18 protein-coding genes and 1 pseudogene are annotated in these 17,159 nt (G+C 62.9%); 6 read left to right on the plus strand and 13 right to left on the minus strand.

The features are described from left to right. The 9 genes from ACM6UT_RS17575 to ACM6UT_RS17615 all read right to left on the minus strand — a co-directional run. A partial coding sequence (locus tag ACM6UT_RS17575) for an SDR family NAD(P)-dependent oxidoreductase (RefSeq protein ID WP_416798643.1) occupies positions 1-318 on the minus strand: 318 nt, incomplete at its 3' end. A 27-nt stretch (positions 319-345) separates the two neighbouring features. Then, on the minus strand, positions 346-798 hold the full coding sequence (locus ACM6UT_RS17580) for a MaoC family dehydratase (RefSeq protein WP_416798644.1): 453 nt from the start codon (positions 796-798) through the stop codon (positions 346-348). Positions 799-812: 14 nt separating this feature from the next. Further along, positions 813-1,880: a Gfo/Idh/MocA family protein gene (locus ACM6UT_RS17585; protein WP_416798645.1), complete on the minus strand. Its 1,068-nt coding sequence runs from the start codon at positions 1,878-1,880 to the stop codon at positions 813-815. Positions 1,881-1,913: 33 nt separating this feature from the next. After that, on the minus strand, positions 1,914-2,243 hold the full coding sequence (locus tag ACM6UT_RS17590; RefSeq protein ID WP_416798646.1) for an L-rhamnose mutarotase: 330 nt from the start codon (positions 2,241-2,243) through the stop codon (positions 1,914-1,916). A 12-nt stretch (positions 2,244-2,255) separates the two neighbouring features. Next, the gene (locus ACM6UT_RS17595) at positions 2,256-3,365 is read right to left on the minus strand and encodes a mandelate racemase/muconate lactonizing enzyme family protein (RefSeq protein WP_416798647.1); all 1,110 of its coding nucleotides are present in this window, start codon (positions 3,363-3,365) and stop codon (positions 2,256-2,258) included. A 1-nt stretch (position 3,366) separates the two neighbouring features. Beyond that, entirely contained in the window at positions 3,367-4,464 is a 1,098-nt protein-coding gene (locus ACM6UT_RS17600) for an ABC transporter ATP-binding protein (RefSeq protein ID WP_416798648.1), read from the minus strand. A 3-nt stretch (positions 4,465-4,467) separates the two neighbouring features. After that, positions 4,468-5,334, minus strand: a complete 867-nt coding sequence (locus ACM6UT_RS17605) for a carbohydrate ABC transporter permease (protein WP_416798649.1) — start codon at positions 5,332-5,334, stop codon at positions 4,468-4,470. Between the two features lies 1 nt (position 5,335). Then, positions 5,336-6,232 carry a carbohydrate ABC transporter permease gene (locus ACM6UT_RS17610; protein ID WP_416798650.1) on the minus strand — a complete coding sequence of 299 codons (897 nt, stop codon included), beginning with the start codon at positions 6,230-6,232 and terminating at the stop codon, positions 5,336-5,338. A gap of 138 nt (positions 6,233-6,370) precedes the next feature. Continuing rightward, a complete protein-coding gene (locus tag ACM6UT_RS17615; protein ID WP_416798651.1) occupies positions 6,371-7,687 on the minus strand; it encodes a type 2 periplasmic-binding domain-containing protein in 1,317 nt (438 codons plus the stop codon). A 152-nt stretch (positions 7,688-7,839) separates the two neighbouring features. Here ACM6UT_RS17615 and ACM6UT_RS17620 point away from each other — a divergent pair, with 152 nt between their 5' ends. Continuing rightward, on the plus strand, positions 7,840-8,628 hold the full coding sequence (locus tag ACM6UT_RS17620; RefSeq protein ID WP_416798652.1) for an IclR family transcriptional regulator: 789 nt from the start codon (positions 7,840-7,842) through the stop codon (positions 8,626-8,628). 76 nt (positions 8,629-8,704) lie between these two features. Beyond that, a complete protein-coding gene (locus tag ACM6UT_RS17625; RefSeq protein WP_416798653.1) occupies positions 8,705-9,541 on the plus strand; it encodes an amidohydrolase family protein in 837 nt (278 codons plus the stop codon). 49 nt (positions 9,542-9,590) lie between these two features. Here the strand turns inward: ACM6UT_RS17625 and ACM6UT_RS17630 are convergent, their stop codons facing one another. Together ACM6UT_RS17630 and ACM6UT_RS17635 are read right to left on the minus strand one after the other, a co-directional pair. After that, positions 9,591-10,727 carry an extracellular solute-binding protein gene (locus ACM6UT_RS17630; RefSeq protein WP_416798654.1) on the minus strand — a complete coding sequence of 379 codons (1,137 nt, stop codon included), beginning with the start codon at positions 10,725-10,727 and terminating at the stop codon, positions 9,591-9,593. Next, entirely contained in the window at positions 10,724-11,884 is a 1,161-nt protein-coding gene (locus tag ACM6UT_RS17635) for a CaiB/BaiF CoA transferase family protein (RefSeq protein WP_416798655.1), read from the minus strand. Before ACM6UT_RS17635 ends, ACM6UT_RS17630 begins: the two co-directional genes overlap by 4 nt. A 188-nt stretch (positions 11,885-12,072) precedes the next feature. Here ACM6UT_RS17635 and ACM6UT_RS17640 point away from each other — a divergent pair, with 188 nt between their 5' ends. Then, positions 12,073-13,041 (plus strand): sugar-binding transcriptional regulator, encoded by a 969-nt coding sequence (locus ACM6UT_RS17640; protein ID WP_416798656.1) that lies wholly within the window; start codon positions 12,073-12,075, stop codon positions 13,039-13,041. A 42-nt stretch (positions 13,042-13,083) separates the two neighbouring features. On the opposite strand, the gene ACM6UT_RS17645 is transcribed toward ACM6UT_RS17640, so the two are convergent. Continuing rightward, entirely contained in the window at positions 13,084-13,800 is a 717-nt protein-coding gene (locus ACM6UT_RS17645; RefSeq protein WP_416798657.1) for a carbonic anhydrase, read from the minus strand. A 167-nt stretch (positions 13,801-13,967) separates the two neighbouring features. Between ACM6UT_RS17645 and ACM6UT_RS17650 the strand changes: the two genes are divergently transcribed. Further along, entirely contained in the window at positions 13,968-14,879 is a 912-nt protein-coding gene (locus ACM6UT_RS17650; protein WP_416798658.1) for a MarR family transcriptional regulator, read from the plus strand. A gap of 139 nt (positions 14,880-15,018) precedes the next feature. Further along, a pseudogene (locus ACM6UT_RS17655) lies at positions 15,019-15,177 on the plus strand (IS3 family transposase); the annotation flags it as partial. Here the strand turns inward: ACM6UT_RS17655 and ACM6UT_RS17660 are convergent. Further along, positions 15,169-15,969 carry a DNA-binding transcriptional regulator gene (locus ACM6UT_RS17660; protein ID WP_416798659.1) on the minus strand — a complete coding sequence of 267 codons (801 nt, stop codon included), beginning with the start codon at positions 15,967-15,969 and terminating at the stop codon, positions 15,169-15,171. The pseudogene ACM6UT_RS17655 and the gene ACM6UT_RS17660 overlap by 9 nt on opposite strands. Positions 15,970-16,086: 117 nt before the next feature. Here ACM6UT_RS17660 and ACM6UT_RS17665 point away from each other — a divergent pair, with 117 nt between their 5' ends. After that, on the plus strand, positions 16,087-17,034 hold the full coding sequence (locus tag ACM6UT_RS17665) for a DUF6282 family protein (protein WP_416798660.1): 948 nt from the start codon (positions 16,087-16,089) through the stop codon (positions 17,032-17,034). The last annotated feature ends 125 nt before the right edge of the window (positions 17,035-17,159 follow it).

Genomic DNA, 17,159 nt, shown 5'->3' on the forward strand with positions numbered 1-17,159 from the left:
GAAGTCGAGGTCCTTGTCGGCCATGTCGAGGACGGTGCCGGAATGAACGAAGCCGGCGCAGTTGAAGAGCACGTCGAAGGGGCCTGTTTCGGAAACGATCGCCGCGACGGCCTCGTCCTTCAGCACGTCGAGCACGCGGGTCTCGAGGGCGAGCCCTTCGGCCTTCGCCTCTGCCGCGAGGCTGTCGAGCGCCCCCTCATTGATGTCGGTCGCGACCACGCTTGCACCGGCCTTAGCAAAGGCCAGCGCACTCGCTCGCCCGATCCCCTGGCCCGAAGCTGTGATCAGGGTGCGTTTGTCTTTGAGGGAAAGCGACATGGGGTGATCCTTTCAGGATATGGCGCGTCAGGCAGCCTTGGGCCGGCGCTCGACGATATGAATGTGATCGGCGGCGAGCACGACCTCGCCCCTCTGGTTGATGACTTCGGTGCGCTCGACGACGCGACCGAGCTCGGCGCGCTTGGGATCGTCCTCCTTGGAATGGATGGTCACGCGCGTGTGGATGGTGTCGCCGATGAAGACCGGGCGAATGAACCGCATGCGGTCATAGCCATAGGAAAAGGCGGCCGGATTGATGACGGAGGCGGTGAGCCCGATGCCGATGGAAAAAACCATCGTGCCATGGGCGATGCGCTGGCCGAAGGGGGTCGTCCTGGCGAACTCGGCGTCCATGTGGTGCGGGAAGAAGTCGCCGGTATGGCCGGCATGGACGATGAAATCGGTCTCGGTGATCGTGCGGCCCGTCGTCTGGCGCTGGTCGCCGATCTGATAGTCCTCGTAGTATTTCAGTTGTTCCACTGTGGTCTTCCTTGTCAGGGCTTTTCGGCGAGCGGCGTGGCTGGGGCGGCGTTCGAGGCATAGAGCGCCTCGACCAGCGCCATGGTGCGCCAGGCGTCCTCGACTGATGAAACCAGTTCGGCGTCTTCGCCGGCGGCAAAGCGCTGCAGATTGGCCATGCGTCCGACGAAGGCATCCGGGAACCAGGTGCCGTCGAGAGGCACCGTCACCCAGTCGTTACCACCCTTCGGGTAGATCTCCAGGATGTCCGATTCGCCGCGCGGATAGTCGAGGTTGACGCCGAGCTGTATGTAAGCCGCTCCTTCCGTTCCGCAGACGCGGAACTCGCAGGCCTGGTGCTTGCGGCCGAACTTGTGGTCATGGTTGATCGACAGCGCGCAGCGCACGCGATCGCCGTAATCGAGGATCGCGGTCGTGCGCGTCTGCGCCATCCGGTGGTTCGGATGGCCAATCGATTTCGCATGAACGCCCCTCGGGTCGCCCAGCACCTGACGGATCACGTCAAGATAGTGGATCGAGTGCATGGCGATTTCGATGCGCGGCAGGCCTTCGAGGAAGGCCCAGAGCTCCCAGGGCGTATCGAGCGCCAGATAGACGTCGAAGTCGACGACCTCGCCGAGCAGGCCCCTGGCGATGGCATCCTTCAGTGCCAGCATCATCGGGGCAAAGCGCAGTTGGAAGTTCACGGCCGCCTTGAGGTTCTTCTCCCGGCAGATCTTGAGGATTTCGGTTGCCGCCACAAGATCCGCACCCATCGGCTTCTGGACGAGGACGGCCGCGCCGTCGGGAAGCGCCGCGAGAACCTTCGCGTGCGCGGCGGGGGGCGTTGCGAGGTCGAAAATGGCGTCGTCGACCGCTGCTGCTTCCTCGATCGTCGAGTACGCTGTCACGCTCCATTTGTCGGCGAGCGCTTTTGCCTTCTCGTGATCTGGATCATAAAGGCCGGCGACGGGGAAGCCGCCCTTGGCATAGGCGGGATAATGTCCGTCCCCGACGATCGAACCGGCTCCGAAGGTCACGATCGGACGTGGGTTCGACGGCAGTGGCCAGGCCTGCGCGAGCGTTCTCGGATCGAACGTCATCGGCGCCTCTCCGGGGTTCGGACTCTGCGCGTATCACGCATGGAAGAAGACCTCCGGCATCTGCGCCCACCACTCGCCTTCCTTGCGGGTTTCGAGCGGTTGCTGGCAGGGTATGCAGACCGACCACCATTCCTGGGTCTTCGGGTCGGCCGCCATTTTTGCCATATCGGCGGCATAGTCGGTGCCGTGATACTCGTAGAAGGAGAAAAGCAGGTTTTCCGGCTCCTTGAGGAAGATCGAGTAGTTCCTGATGTTGCAGGCGGAGTTCATCGACAGCACCTCGGGCCAGACGGCCGCGTGCAGGCGCTTGTATTCCTCGATCTTCTCCGGCCGTATGCCGATCACCATGCCGATACGCTGCATCTCATCCTCCCTCTAGCGAATGTCCCGGTTGAATTCGGGTATGGCGCGGGCGGCGATCGCCTCCCAGTCCCACGCAATACCGAGACCCGGCGTCGACGGGGCGAGTGCCATGCCGTTTTCGACGACGAGTCGCGACGTCGTGATGTCGTCGAGCTGCGGAATGTACTCGACATACTTGCCATTCTGAATTGCGCAGGTGAGGCTCACATGCAATTCCATCAGGAAATGCGGGCAGACCGGCATGTCGAAGGCTTCGGCCGCATGAGCGACCTTGAGCCACGGCGTGATGCCGCCGATCCGGCCGGCATCGACCTGGACGACCGAGCAGGCGCCCTTTTGCATGTACTCGCGGAAATGACGGATCGAATAGAGCGATTCCCCGATGGCGACCGGGGTTGCAGTGGAACGGTTGAGCCGCACGTGACCGTCGACATCATCCGCCGGCAGGGGCTCCTCAAGCCAGGCGAGATCGAGGTCCCGCAGACGCTCGGCCCGCCGGATTGCCTCGTCGACGGAAAAACCCTGATTGGCGTCTGTCATGATCTCATAGCCGTCGCCGACCGCGTCGCGCACGGCCGAGAGACGGGCGAAATCCTCGGAACCGTTCGGCTTGCCGATCTTGATCTTCGAGCCGGTGAACCCCTTCGCCTTGGCTTCGAGAGCATCCTCGACCAGGGCCGCGGTCGGAATGTGCAGCCAGCCGCCTTCGGTGGTGTAGAGCGGGCAGCGATCCTTGGCGCCGCCGGCGAGCTTCCAGAGCGGCAGGTTCTGCTTGCGGGCGCGCAGGTCCCAGAGTGCGGTGTCAATCGCCGCGAGCGCAATCGACGTGATCGCGCCGATGGTGGTCGCGTGGGTCAGGAATTCGAGCTCATGCCAGATCGCCTCGATCCGGTCGGCGTCACGGCCGAGAATGCGCGGGGCGAGATGATCGGCAAGCAGGCGCATGACGGAGGAGCCGCCGGTGCCGATCGTGTAGCTGTAGCCGGTGCCGACGGCACCGTCGCTGTCGGTGATGGTTACGATCGGCGTCTCCTGGCTGACGAAGCTCTGGATGGCGTCGGTACGTTCGACCTTCGGGCGAAGATCGACCATCTTGAGTTCGATGCGTTCGATGCGTGCCATGTCAGCCTCTCAGTGTAATGCCGGATTCACGGTCGAAAAGATGGGCCTGCGAAAGATCGAAGCAGAAGGCCATTGTCTCTCCGGAACGTACCGGACGGGGGTTCAGCATTCGGGCGACCCATTCGCCGGCACCGAAATCGGCAAACACCAGCGTCTCGTTGCCGAGAGGCTCGGTGATGGCGACCTTGAGGTCGGCGATGTGGACGTCGGTCTCGTTGCCCGAGTGGATGCCGTGCCCGGCCGGATAGAGATCGTCAGGGCGAAGACCGAAAGTCACCTTCTGTCCGCTGGTCACCTGTCCGGAGAACTGTTTGGGCAGCGGCAGGCTTTCGCCATTGCCGAAGACGACGCGACCGTCGGCGATCTCGGCGTCCTTGAGGTTCATCGGCGGGGAGCCGATGAAGCCGGCGACGAACTTCGAGGCGGGGCGCTGGAAGACGTCCTCCGGCGTGCCGACCTGTTCGATCCGGCCGTCGCGCATGATGACGATGCGGTCGGCGAGCGTCATCGCCTCGACCTGGTCATGGGTGACGTAGATGACCGTGGACTGCACCTTGGCGTGGAGCTTCTTGATCTCGGTGCGCATCTGTGTGCGCAGCTTGGCGTCGAGGTTGGAGAGCGGTTCGTCGAACAGGAAGACTTCCGGATTGCGCACGATCGCCCGGCCCATGGCGACGCGCTGGCGCTGGCCACCGGAAAGCTGCGAAGGCCGGCGATCGAGAAGGGCAGTCAGGTCGAGGGTGCGGGCCGCTTCCTCGACACGGGGGCCGATCTCCTCCGGCTTCATTCCGGCGATCTTCAGCGAAAAGCCCATGTTCTCGCGAACGGTCATGTGCGGGTAGAGAGCGTAGGACTGGAAGACCATTGCGAGGTTGCGGGCGCGCGGCGGCAGGTCGTTGACGATGCGGCCGCCGATCTTGAGATTCCCGCCGGAGATCGGCTCGAGACCCGCGATCATGCGAAGCGTCGTCGACTTGCCACAGCCGGATGGCCCGACCAAGGCAATGAACTCGCGATCGGCGACATGGAGATCGATGCCGTGAACCACGTCGAGGGCGCCGTAGCGCTTGACCAGCTTTTCTAGGGTGACGGTTGCCATGGCTTATCCTTTGACTGCGCCGGAGGTGAGGCCGGAGACGAGATGCTTCTGCACGATGAAGGTCAGCACGAGCGCTGGGATGATCATCACGACGGCCAGCGCACACATGCCGCGCCAGTCGATCGTGAACTCGGCAGTATAGTCGAGCAAGCCGACGGGCAGCGTTTTCGAGTTAATGGAACGGGTAAGCTGAGAGGCGAGTGCGAATTCGTTCCAGGAGGTGAGGAAGGCGAAGATGCCGGCGGATGCTATGCCCGGTCCCGCGAGCGGAAATTCGACCTGCCAGAAGGCCTGCCAGCGCGTGCAGCCGTCGATCTGCGCGGCCTCGGCGAGATCTTTGGGCACCTGGCGGAAGAAGCCGTCGATCAGCCAGATCGTGAAGGGCACGTTTAGCGCGACATAGACGAGGATCATGCCGAAGTGCGTGTCGATGATGCCGAGTTTCGCATAGACGAAGAAGAGCGGCAGCGAGAGCGCGATGCCGGGTACCGTGCGCGTCAGCATGAGACCGAGAAAGATCGCGGATTTCGCCTTGAAGCGATAGCGGGCAAACGCGTAGCCGCCGGCCATGCCGATCGCAAGCGAGATTGCCGTCGAGGTGACCGAGATGATCAACGAATTGCGGAAGTAGTCGATGATCGGGATCCCGCCCTGGCCGACGCCGGAGAACATGGCGACATAGGCTTCCAGCGACAGGTCCTGCGGAATCCAGACCGGCGGCTTTGCCATGATCTCGACCGTCGGGCGAAAGGAGGCGAGCACGATCCACAGACCCGGCAGGCAGATGACGGCCATGGCGAGAAAAAGACCGATCGTGTGGGCGGCGGAGAGCAGGCCGGCCTTCAGACGATGTTTTGCGTTTTCGTTCATCTCACCACTCCGCGGCAATCTGGGTTCGGGCTGCCGCCAGCTTCCGGTAGAAATAGACGGTAAAGAGGATGGAGAGCAGGATCGCGACATAGGCCATGGCATTGGCGAGCCCCATGCGGGCGTCGGAATAGGCCGTCCGCGAGACCAGCGTCCAGAGCAGTTCCGTTCGCTTGGCCGGCCCTCCGTCGGTCATGATTTTCACGATGTCGTAGGCGCGCGCCACGTCGAGCGAGCGGATCGTCATCGCGATATAGGCAAACGGCATGACGAAAGGCCAGGTCACATAGCGAAAGGTTTGCCAGGACGTGCAGCCGTCGACGCGCGCAGCTTCGACCGGCTCCTTCGGCATCGCGAGCAGGCCCGCGAGAATGAGGATTGCGAAGACCGAGGTGGACGACCATACCTCGGCGATCACGATTGCCCAGAAGGCGAGCTGACCGTCGATCAGCCACGGGATCGCTTGGGTCGTCAGACCGAGCGACTGCAGGGCATTGTTGATGAGGCCGATATTGTCGTTGAACATGAACTTGAACTGGAAGCCCACAAGGATCGGCGAGAACATCATCGGAAACATCATGATGGTTCTCAGCACCCGCTGTCCGCGCGAGGCCTTTTCGACCAGCATGGCGAGGCCAAGGCCCAGTAGCATCTCGACGTTGAGAGCAACGGTCAGCAGAAGCACGGTGCGTCCGAACGCCGTCCAGAACTCCCAGTCTGTCAGGATGCGCGCATAGTTGCGAAAGCCTACAAAACTATAGAGAGAGGCCGGCTGCGTCAGCCGGAAGGGCGTGAAGCTCGAATAAAGCGAGAGCAGGAGAGGGATGACGACGACGGCCGCCAGGACGATGAATGCGGGCAGCAGAAGCAGGGCGGGTGCCGGTGGTCTCCAGCCTTTCATGTAAGGCTTCTCCTGTGTGCTGTTGGTCTGTTCTGTGGTCGCGGCTTGTGCCGCTTGGACTGCGAAATGCCCCTCACTCCGACCCTCACCCTGTCCGAACGAGGACAGAATGGCAGTCGGGTGAGGGGCCGTCTCTGCTTACAGCTCGCCGGCGTCCTCGAGGATTTCGGTCGCCTTCGCGGCGGCGTCATCGAGGGCCTGCTTGGCGGTCTTGTCACCGAGGATCGCAGCCTGGAGTTCCGGGTAGACGGCGTTGGAGATTTCGATCCAGGACGGCGTCTGCGGAACCGGGAAGGCGTGCTGTGCCGCTTCCTGGAAGGCGCTCAGGACTTCCTTCTTGTAAGGGTCGTCTTCCGCCTCCTTGATGTCCCACTCCCAGACCGCCGTGCGCGTCGGCAGAGGACCGGCCGCAGCCTCGAGCTTCTGGCTGTCTTCATTGGTCAGGAACCACACCAGCGATGCGGCAGCTTCCTTGTTCGCGCAGCTTTCGGTGACCGAGAAGCCGTGGTGACCCGACCAACCCGTCCGCTTGCCGGAGGAGCCGGCCGGCTGAACCTTCACGCCGACATTGCCGGCGACTTTGGAGGACTTCGGGTCGTTGAAGAAGCTCGCCCAGCCAGGCCAGTCGAGGTTGACGGCGATGGTGCCGGAGGCAAAGCCCTGGCCGAGATCGTCCCAGAGATAGTTGGTGGTACCGGCCGGAACGGCCTTGGCCTTGTAGAGGTTGATGAACCAGTCGAGTGCGCGGACGCCAGCTTCCGAATTGAAGGCGGGCTTGCCGTCGGCGTCGAGATACTCGCCGCCTTCTGCGACCAGCATTTCATAGAAGCGGCCGTTGATTGCTTCTTCCTTGCCGGCGAATTGCGTGCCGTAGAAATCCGGCGGGCTCGAGAAGAAGGTGGCCTGGTCCGTCACCTGCTGCCAGGTATCGGGCGGGGCGAGGTCATAGCCGTATTTTTCCTTGAAGGCTTTTTTCTTCGCTTCGTCCTGGTAGAGGCTCTTCTGGTAGTAAAGCGCCGAGACGTCGAACTGGGCGCGCGGCAGCATCACGAGCTTGCCGTCGAGCGTGGAAGCCTTGATGTTCGCCGGCACGAAGGCGTCGATCTCTTCCTTCGGAAGCAGCGCGGCGAGGTCGGTGTAGACCTCGGGATATTGCGGGGCGAAGGACGAGTGGTTCGATCCCACGCACCAGGTGATGTTGCCGGTCGCAATGTCCGACTTGATCTCCTTGTCGAGCTCGAAATGGTTCTTCTTCGAAAGCACGTTGACCTTGGCGCCGGTCTGCTTCTCCCATTCCGCGATCCGGGCATAGAGGGATTCGTATTGCTGTCCGCCGATCAGCTTGGCGTCGATCGTCACGCCGTCGAACTTGCCGGGCAGGTCGGCTGCAGTCACCAGGCCCGCCGAAGCACATATCAGGGCACCGGCTGCGACGCCGGTCAGGAATTTAGACATTCTCTCCTCCCATGTGGGCTCATGTCTCAGCCCTCACCAATGAGAGCTTCATTCATATACAAACCAATCATCCATCCGTCGTCAAGCCGAAACTATTGTGGAAGCCTGATTATCCGTATATGAACGGTTGTATTCACTAAGGAGTGAAACACGTGGCCGACGACGAGAATGATCGCTACCGTGCGCCTGCGCTCGACAAGGGGCTCGACATTCTCGAGCTTCTTGCCGCCGTCGATGGCGGCCTCACCCAGGCCGAGATCGCCAAGCGCCTCGACCGCAGCCCCAACGAGTTTTATCGGATGCTCGACCGGCTGGTGAAACGTGGTTACGTCACCAGGATCGACGGCGACCGCTTCACCCTGACGCTGAAGCTCTTCGGTCTCGCCCAGCTCCACGCCCCGGTTCGCCGTCTGGTTTCCTTTGCCGTGCCGCTGATGCGCGAGCTTGCCGAGGCTTCCCGCCAGGCGAACCAACTGGTGGTCTTCGACCGGGGCAATCCCGTCGTCATCGCGCAGCAGGAGGCGCCCGGCTATTGGGGCATCTCGATCCGCGTCGGCTCGCGCATCAGCCTGTTCGAGACGGGCTCCGGACACGTCCTGCTTGCCTTCCGCACGCCCGAGGAACGCCAGATGATGATTGCCGAATATCTCGGCAGCGGCGGCGACCAGAGCAAGGTGACGGCAGAATTCCTGGGCCGGCTCGACCAGATACGCACGCGCGGTTATGAAATGATGCCGAGTGCCCAGACCGCCGGCGTCATCAATCTCTCTGCCCCTGTGGTCGGGGCCGACGGCAAGGCAATCGCCGCGTTGACTGTGCCCTACATCACCCTGATCAACACGCCGGGTGCCCCGGACATATCGAGCACGATCCACCTGCTCGCCGACACGACCCAACGTCTCTCGGAAATGGCTGGATCGGGTTTCCAGAGCGAATCCTGAGGCTTCGAAAATTCGTATTTGAAGAGGCAATTTTTCTGTGGCAGGTTTTCTTGCGTCACAGAGGAGGACCCGCGGCATGATCGTCGACACGCACCTGCATCTCATCTACCGCGAGCGGCTCTCCTATCCCTGGCTGAAAAATGTCCCGCCGCTCGACGCCGACTTCACCTATGAGCGCTATGCGCGGGAAGCACGGCGCCTGGGGATCGGCGCGACACTTCACATGGAAGTCGACGTCGCGGAGGAGGATATCGAGCGGGAAACGGACTTTGTCGGTGATCTCGCCGGTACCGAGAAGAGCCTCCTCGTGGGTGCGATTGCCTCTTGCCGGCCGGAACAGGCGGGGTTTGCCGACTATCTGGAACGGGTCCGGGCCGGCGGCTTCGTCCGCGGCTTCCGTCGCGTCCTGCACGTGGTGCCGGACGACGTTTCCGAAGGACGCCTGTTTCGCGAGAACATCAAGCGATTGGCGGGAACCGGGCTGCCCTTCGATCTCTGCGTGCTGCCGCACCAGATCGAAAAGGCGATCGCCCTTGCCGATCTCGCACCGGACGTTCCGTTCATTCTCGATCATTGCGGCGTGCCCGACATCAAGGGCGGCGGGTTCGACGCCTGGGAAAGACCGCTCGCGGACGTCGCCCGACGGCCGAACGTGACGGTCAAGCTCTCGGGGCTGCCTGCCTACGGCGCGGAAGACTGGACGCTCGAGGACCTGAAGCCGTATTTCGTGCATGTCGTCGAGACGTTCGGCTTCGATCGCATGGTCTGGGGCAGCGACTGGCCGGTCTGCACCCTCGGCGGCGGCCTCTCGACCTGGGTCGGTGCAACCCAGGCCCTGCTTTCCGGTGTCAGCCTCGGAGACAAGGAAAAGGTATTCTCCGCCAATGCCCGGAGGATTTGGCGGCTGACGTGAGGCAGGCCGCCGGATCGGACAAGCGTAAGATATGAGGAAGCGGGGGCGATCAGCCCCCGAAGCTCTTCAGAAAACCATCGTTCAGGCGGTCGATCGCGGCCTTGACGGGTAGGCTGCCCCGGACCGCGTCATTGACGATATGGGAGGCTTCTTCCTGGAACGGCATATAGCCGTCATGGCGCGGCCGCAGCCACGCGCCTTCCAGGGTGCGGCGTGTCGCGCGATAGAAGTCGAGCGTCACCGCGTTGGCCGCGTCATTAGCCCACGCGGCAGCATGTCCGGGCTGGCCGCCCGCGCGCCAGTAGAGATCGGCCTGTGTCTCGCCGCCGGCAATCCAGTAGGCGAAGTCGATTGCCGCGTCCCGATCGGCCGAGAAGGCGGAAACCGCAATTCCCGTGCCACCGAGCGCGGAGCCGCCCGAGCCGAGGGTTTGGCCGAGGGACAAATCGGCGAAGGCGATGCGGTTCGCACGGAAGCCCTCGAGCGAATAGCTGACATAGCCGTAGATCAGCGGCGAAACCGTGAAGGGCGATCCGGCCTCACCCATGCGGTCGAGCACCGCGATCGGATCCATGGCGAAGCAGGCCGGATCGCTAAGGGCGGCAAGCTCGCGGATCATCTCCAGAGCCCGTCCGCCGATCTTGGCATCCGCGAACGGCGCATCGGTCGTTACCGAGCAGGGCCGGCCCAACTGGCCGCAGAGGGTGAAGAAGCTCATCAGCGAGTGCGGCGGGCGTAGCGGCAGCAGCACTTCGCCGACGCGGGCAAGATCGAGAACCTCGTTCCAGTGGGCCGGCGCGGTGCCGAGCCTGTCGGGACGCCAGGCGAGCACCTGGGTCGCGGCATCGATCGGAAAGGCCCATTGGTGGCCGTGCCAGTTGTAGCTCGGAAACGAGGCGCCGACGCTGCCGTCCGCCAGCGCTGCCAGCTCTTCCCGCCGCTCGGGAATGTCGAGCGGCGTCAGACAGCCTTCGGCGGTGATCTGCCCGACATGGGGGTGATCGATCACGATCAGGTCGTATTGGCGGGCAAGCTCCTCGACCGGGAAACTCTCGAAATCCTGCAGCGAGCGCTTGTCCCAGTCGATGGTGACGCCCGTCTTCGCCAGCCAGTCGGCCGAGCAGGCGACCATCGGGTCGTAGCCTCGCGGATGGCTCCAGGTCATGCCTTTCAGGCGGCGGCTCATCGGTCGAACTCCGCGCGGATCGCAGCCGTGTGTTCGCCGACGAGCGGCGCGGCGCGTCTACCCATCGGGCGTACCCCGTCGATCCTGACCGGGCAGCGCGTGGTTCCGACCGAGACGTCGTCCTCGCGCGTCACGGTCTGCAGCATGTCGAGCACGGCAAAGCCTTCGCTGGACAAGAGCTCCTCCCAGTCGAGGACCTTCGAGCACCAAATGTCGGCGGGCTCGAGGATGGCAAGCCAGTGGTCAACCGTTTCCCCGGCAATCCGCTCGGCGATGATCGACTTGATCTCGTCGCGATGCGTGAACCAGGACTTCGGGTCGTCGCGGTACGGCGACAAGGCGTCGACGCCAATGAGGTCCTGCAGGCGACCGATCGGTGTCATGGCGATGGCGAGGTGGCCGTCGCGCGCCGGATAGACGCCGTAGGGCGCCGAGAGATAGGCATTGGCGTTGCGGAAGGAGGCGCGCTTCGGCATCCGCCGGCCGTCATTCAGGTGGGTCGTCAGAAGCTCGAACTGCAGGTCGATAAGGCTTTCGAGCAGGCTCGTCTGGATGTGCGCGCCCTTGCCCGATAGGCCGCGGCGGACGAGGGCGGCGAGGATGCCTTCGCAGGTATTCGCGCCGGCAAGCATGTCGGCAATCGAGAGGCCGAGCGGCACCGGCCCTTGGCCCTCGTCGCCGTTGAGCCACATTACGCCCGACCTCGCCTGGGCAAGAAGATCCTGCCCCGGTCGCATGACCCAAGGCCCTTCCTCGCCATAGCCGCTGATCGAGGCATAGACGATCGAGGGATTGATCGCCTTCACGGCCTCGTAGTCGAGCCCGAGCCGCTCGATCACGCCGGGGCGGAAATTCTGGATCATCACGTCGGCCTTCGCGAGCAGCTTGCGCAGGAAGGCGAGATCCTCCGGGTTCTTGAGGTCGATGCCGAGGCTTTCCTTGCCGCGGTTGATTGCGTGGAAGAGCGTGGAATCACCGCCGACGTCGGTGTCGCTGAGATAGAGCCTTCGTGACAGGTCGCCGCCGTCGGGCCGCTCGATCTTGATCACCCGGGCCCCGAGGTCGAGAAGGCGCAGCGAACAATAGGGGCCCGAAAGGAACTGGCTCATGTCGACGACGGTCAGACCCGCCAGCAACGATCCGCATCTATCCTGCATTCTTCGCTCCTCCCGTCCGCCGGCGGGCCCTGTGGCGCAGCGACTGTCTTGAAATTCTTATGTGAATGCTTCTTTCACATATGAGTAGTTCGCGCAAGAGGGAAGCAAGACGCCGGGTTCGTCTCCGGCGGTTTGACAGGGCTCGCAAAACTTGGCAGCACTGATGGGAAAGAGGGGCGGAAGAGCGGATGGCGAGACGATCGGAAGGGCAGACACGGCTGGACGATGCGGCCCGGGCAGGCTGGCTCTATTACGTTGCCGGCCGCACACAGGACGAGATCGCCGCTGCGATGGGGATTTCCCGCCAGAGCGCGCAAAGGCTCGTCTCGCTGTCGATCGCGGAGAAGCTGATCAAGGTCCGGCTCGATCATCCGATTGCCGCGTGCATGGAACTCGCCGAGGCCCTTAAGGACAAGTTCGGCCTGAAGCAGGTCGAGGTGGTACCGTCCGGCGGGGGAGGGGATTCCGCGACCGTCGGGGTGGCCGAGGCAGGTGCCGCCGAACTCGAGCGCTGGCTGAAGCAGAGCGATCCGCTGATCCTCGGCATGGGGACCGGTCGCACGCTTCGGGCGGTGATCGACCAGCTCTCGCCCATGGAGTGCCCGCAGCACAAGATCGTGTCCCTTACCGGCAATATCAGTCCGGACGGGTCGGCCGCCTATTTCAACGTCATCTTCTCGATGGCGGATGCGGTGAAGGCGCCGCATTTTCCGATGCCGCTACCGGTTCTCGTCTCCTCGCGCGCCGAACGCGATCTCCTGCGCAGCCAGCCGCTCGTCGCTCCGACGATCGAACTCGGTTCGAAGGCCGACGTTACCTTCGTCGGTGTCGGCCATATGGGGCTCGATGCGCCGCTGCTGCTCGACGGCTTCTTGACCCGCCTGGAAATGGAGGCCCTCCTCGAAACCGGTGCCACCGGCGAAATTTGCGGCTGGGTTTTCGGCTCCGACGGCAAGCTTCTCGACGACCCGGTCAACGAGCGTGTCGCCAGCATTTCCATCCCTCCGCGGGAGACCTCGACGGTCATCGGCCTCGCGCGCGGACGGCGCAAGCATGCCGCAATCCTGGCAGCAGTACGCGGCGGCCATGTGAACGGTCTCATTACCGACGAGGAGACGGCACGCTCTCTGCTGGAGGCGACTGCGGCAGCGTCCTGAGCTGCAGACGCCGCCTGACGGGAACTCGACCCACCTGGGAGGTCAGAGCAATGCGATCTTTCCTGTCGCGAGGTCGTACTGAGCGCCCACGACCTTCACTTTCCCGGAACCGACATAGTCGGTCAGGATAGGGGAAGCTGTCTCGAGGCGGTGCGCCGCCTGTCGCACGTTTTCTGCGATCGAGGCGGACAGCAGGTCGGCGGGCTTCGACTTTTCCGCCGTCTCCACGGCGGGCTTGATGTCGCGGATCATGTCCTGCAGATGCCCGGGAAGCGTCGCTCCGTCCTTGATCACCTTGATCGCTGCGCCGACCGCACCGCAATTGGAGTGTCCGAGCACCATCAGCAACGGCGCGTTGAGGTACTTGACGGCATATTCGAAACTGGCAAGCCCGTCGTTGTTGAGGAAGTTGCCGGCGACGCGGACGACGAACAGATCGCCCGGTCCCTGGTCGAAGGCAAGTTCCGGAGCGACGCGCGCGTCGGCACAGCTCAGGATCGCGGCGATCGGATATTGCGCGTTCACGCGCGCCGCACGCCCGGCCGAGTAGTCATTGTTCGCCGACGTGTTGGCGGCATAGCGGGCGTTGCCCTCCATCAGGCGCTGAAGCGCGGCATCCGGCGAGATCGCGTTCTGCGGCGTGTCCTGCGACCACGCCGTGCCTGGTGCCATCATCGACATACCGGCGAGCGCCGCACCTCCGAGGACCAGCCCGCGGCGGGACAGTCGCGTCGCATTCACAGAGCACAGGTCACACATGACGATACCTCACAATGTTTCGCCCATCGGGATTGAAGGAAAATCTGCCGCATTGACCACGAAAACCAATCGTTAACCGTTTGGCAGAGGTGGCAGCCATAACCGCTGGTTGATTATTGTCATTCGTGGCATGCAACTGCAAAGTCCAAACTTTGCAGGGATTGTCGATGAGCGGGTCATTGCCGGACGATCGTGAGGAGGGATTTTCACGCTGCTCTCCCGGAGTCGCGGCGCCGACGAGTGTGTCGTCGCTTGCGGCATCCCTGATTGCGGGACCGCTCTTCACCGAAGCGCTGGTGTCCTATTGCGTCGAGATGACTCGTCCGCCCGAAGTGTCCTGGCCGGCCACCAAGCTGTTCGGGCAAAGCATGCGCTACATCGTCTGCTTTGATCTCATCGGGAACCACGCCCGGTGGCGTCGCGACGGCAGGGAGCCGCCGACGTTGACGGCATTGCAGCGGAAGGTGCCGGCGAGTGCCCGGCAGGTCGCAAGTTTCGTCGATGCTCTGAAGCACGGGGGATACGCAATCGCGGAGCGGGGTGCGGATCGTCGCAGCCTTCATCTCCGCCCCTCTTCCGCGCTCCTGAAGGAAGTCGCGCGCTCCCCGCTCGCCTTTCTGGAGGCCTCGGAGCTTCTCCTTCCGGCATCGGCACCGCTCACTGGCCTTATCCACAACGACGAGATTCTGCTCGCCGACTGGCTCGGTCGTTCGGCGGAGCGGTTCCATGACGAGGATATCTATTTCTCGCCATTCCCGATTATCGTGCAGCTCGCCGAGCGCGACAGCGGCTATCCTCTGCTTGCGGCCGTCATGGGCGCGCATTATGCCGCGCGGTCAGGGAGCACGTCATTCACGCTCCCGCTAACCTATGCGGGGCTGGCAGAGAGGTTTCGCGTTTCCAGGCAGCACGTCGGCAATCTCCTGATCGAGGCCAGGCAAAGGGGCTGGTTCTCGGTCGCCCGGGGCGGTCGGCCCCTCGTCGTTTCCGCGGACCTTGTCGACGAATTCGAACGATGGGCTGCAAGTCAGATGGCACTCTATCGCATCCTTGCCGAAGAGATTACCGCCGCTGCCTGATCGCCACGCGTTCCGTCGAGAGAAGAGAGGATCGTCGGACCGGTCGCCGCCTTTTTCTTGTGCGTCAACACACCTGTCCGGCATGCAAATTCGAGCTATGCCTGAAGATGATGATGCAAGGAGGGCCCTTCCCATCACCAAAAGGGAAAGGACAGATCGTAAGGTCTACAGAACCAGAGACGATGCAAGAGCGGACGTGTTCGACTACATCGAGCGCTTCTACAATCCGAAGCGCCGGCGTTCGACACTCGGCTTATTCCGCCCAATGGGATTTGAAAACAAGGTGGGATTAGCCTAACGCGGTGTCCGAAAAACCGGCAGCACTCGACAGGCGCTCCAGGTCTTCCGAGATCGCGGAAGCTGCAGATTTTAGGACGGGCGCAAAGCGATCGATGGCCTGTAGGTCCGTGGCAAATGCAGACTTGAAATAGGTGAGGCCGATCGTGGCAAGCACGCTACCGCCCTTGCTGATGATCGGCACGGCAATCGTATTGGAGTTGCGAGGCTCGACCAGGGACGAACGGGTCGCATACCCGTCCTCCCGGATCCGCCTCATGAGGCGGTCGATCTCGTTCGGATGGTGGCTCAGTGCATCCTCAGGATTCTCCGAGTTCTTGAGAATACCCATTGTCAGATCGAAGGCTTCGCGGTCGAGAAAGGCGACATAGGCTAGCCCGAGGGCTCGCGTCAGCATTCCAAGCCGGCGATTGACGGTGCTGTGAAAGGGGGAAACCGGGCTGTCGGGCACGGTGCTGAAACGCACGACCATCGCATCATAGTCAGGCAGGGCGATTGCCACGGGCCATTTGTGCTTTCTCGTGAGAGCGATCGCCCAGGCGCGGCCGGCCTCCACCACCATCGGCCCCTTGTGGAACCCCGAGCTCAAGGAGGTGACGAGAGCGGTGACCTGATACCCGCCCTGCCGCGTGTCATTCTCCACATAGCCGGTCTCCTCCAACGTCTTGAGGATGCGAACCAGGGTGGGCTTGGGGAGCTTGGTGCGTGCGTGAAGCTGAGCGATCGTGTTGATCGGCTGCAGATTGAGCTCATGCAGCACGGTCATCGCGCGCTCGACGGATCGAATTCCCATCGCTTCCTCCTTGCGACACCTCCGTTCCGTTTCGGCCGGCGGAACGCCCCGGACGATAGGTTGTGGTCTCGTCAAGTCAAGGCCTAAGGCTGCAGCACATGTTCACGGAGGATGGCAATGGCCGCTGCAGAGGATACGAAACGCAACCGGGAGGAAGTTCGGGCATTAATCGCCGGGGTGGATGAAGAGCGTGCGGCGGCGCTGTTGCGCGGCGCGCTGGACCTGCATGTCCATTCCGGTCCCTCGACGATGCCACGGCAGCTCGACCACCTCCAGGCCGCGGAAGAAGCCGTGGAGGCCGGGATGCGAGGGCTGCTGTTCAAGGATCATCACTATTCGGTCGCACCGTTCATTCCGCTGATCGAGCGGGTCCTCGGCGACCGCGGCCTGTCCATGTTCAGCGGCCTGGTGCTCAACAATTCCACCGGTGGCCTCAATCCGTTCGTCGTCGATGCGCAGTTGAAGATGGGGGCGAAGCTCATCTGGATGCCGACAGCACAGGCGGCCAACCACATCAGAAGCGCGCATCGCAAGGTACGGCTGGCATCCAATGTCCAGTTGCGGAACTCGCCGGGGCTGACGGTCGTCGACGGCTATGGCAACATTCTCGACGAGGTGAAGCAGATCCTCGACCTGATCGCTGAGTTCGACGTCATCCTGTCGTCCGGGCACCTGCATGTTTGGGAGATCTGGAGGCTCTTCGAGGAGGCGCGGGTGCGGGGGGTCAAGCGGCTTCTCGTCAATCATCCGATGTACGGCCTGCACTTCACGTATGACGACATTCGTGATCTGGCCGCCATGGGTGCCCTGATCGAGCAATCGGCCGCGCTCTATGTCGATAGCCGGTTCAACGTCTTCTCGCCGCAGGAACTGAAGGAGCACATCCTCGCTGCCGGTGTGTCGCGATCCTCGATCGGCTCGGATCTCGGCCAGGTCGACAATCCCACGCCGGTCGAGGGAATGCGACAGGCAATCAAGCTCTGCCTCGCGCTGGGCTTTAGCGAGGAGGAGGTGCGGACCATGGTGGCGGATAATCCCGCGCGACTGGTTGGCCTCATCGAGTGATGGCAGCGGGCAAGAAAGCGCGAGCGTCAGAGAGACAAAGGGACCGGACGGCCAGTTCCTCGCTCGGTCTGCGTGGACACGATACTTAAACCCTGCGAGCATGGCTCACCGCCAAGCGGCTTCCT

Origin of the sequence: Ciceribacter azotifigens, assembly GCF_048159625.1 — a bacterium.
GTDB classification, from domain to species: domain Bacteria; phylum Pseudomonadota; class Alphaproteobacteria; order Rhizobiales; family Rhizobiaceae; genus Allorhizobium; species Allorhizobium azotifigens.

Coding starts and splice junctions, on each gene's coding strand:
- ACM6UT_RS17585 (WP_416798645.1), bottom strand. CDS start 1,880: ATGACGTTCGATCCGAGAACGCTCGCGCAGGCCTGGCCACTGCCGTCG.
- ACM6UT_RS17590 (WP_416798646.1), bottom strand. CDS start 2,243: ATGCAGCGTATCGGCATGGTGATCGGCATACGGCCGGAGAAGATCGAG.
- ACM6UT_RS17595 (WP_416798647.1), bottom strand. CDS start 3,365: ATGGCACGCATCGAACGCATCGAACTCAAGATGGTCGATCTTCGCCCG.
- ACM6UT_RS17600 (WP_416798648.1), bottom strand. CDS start 4,464: ATGGCAACCGTCACCCTAGAAAAGCTGGTCAAGCGCTACGGCGCCCTC.
- ACM6UT_RS17605 (WP_416798649.1), bottom strand. CDS start 5,334: ATGAACGAAAACGCAAAACATCGTCTGAAGGCCGGCCTGCTCTCCGCC.
- ACM6UT_RS17610 (WP_416798650.1), bottom strand. CDS start 6,232: ATGAAAGGCTGGAGACCACCGGCACCCGCCCTGCTTCTGCTGCCCGCA.
- ACM6UT_RS17615 (WP_416798651.1), bottom strand. CDS start 7,687: ATGTCTAAATTCCTGACCGGCGTCGCAGCCGGTGCCCTGATATGTGCT.
- ACM6UT_RS17625 (WP_416798653.1), top strand. CDS start 8,705: ATGATCGTCGACACGCACCTGCATCTCATCTACCGCGAGCGGCTCTCC.
- ACM6UT_RS17630 (WP_416798654.1), bottom strand. CDS start 10,727: ATGAGCCGCCGCCTGAAAGGCATGACCTGGAGCCATCCGCGAGGCTAC.
- ACM6UT_RS17635 (WP_416798655.1), bottom strand. CDS start 11,884: ATGCAGGATAGATGCGGATCGTTGCTGGCGGGTCTGACCGTCGTCGAC.
- ACM6UT_RS17640 (WP_416798656.1), top strand. CDS start 12,073: ATGGCGAGACGATCGGAAGGGCAGACACGGCTGGACGATGCGGCCCGG.
- ACM6UT_RS17645 (WP_416798657.1), bottom strand. CDS start 13,800: ATGTGTGACCTGTGCTCTGTGAATGCGACGCGACTGTCCCGCCGCGGG.
- ACM6UT_RS17650 (WP_416798658.1), top strand. CDS start 13,968: ATGAGCGGGTCATTGCCGGACGATCGTGAGGAGGGATTTTCACGCTGC.
- ACM6UT_RS17660 (WP_416798659.1), bottom strand. CDS start 15,969: ATGGGAATTCGATCCGTCGAGCGCGCGATGACCGTGCTGCATGAGCTC.
- ACM6UT_RS17665 (WP_416798660.1), top strand. CDS start 16,087: ATGGCCGCTGCAGAGGATACGAAACGCAACCGGGAGGAAGTTCGGGCA.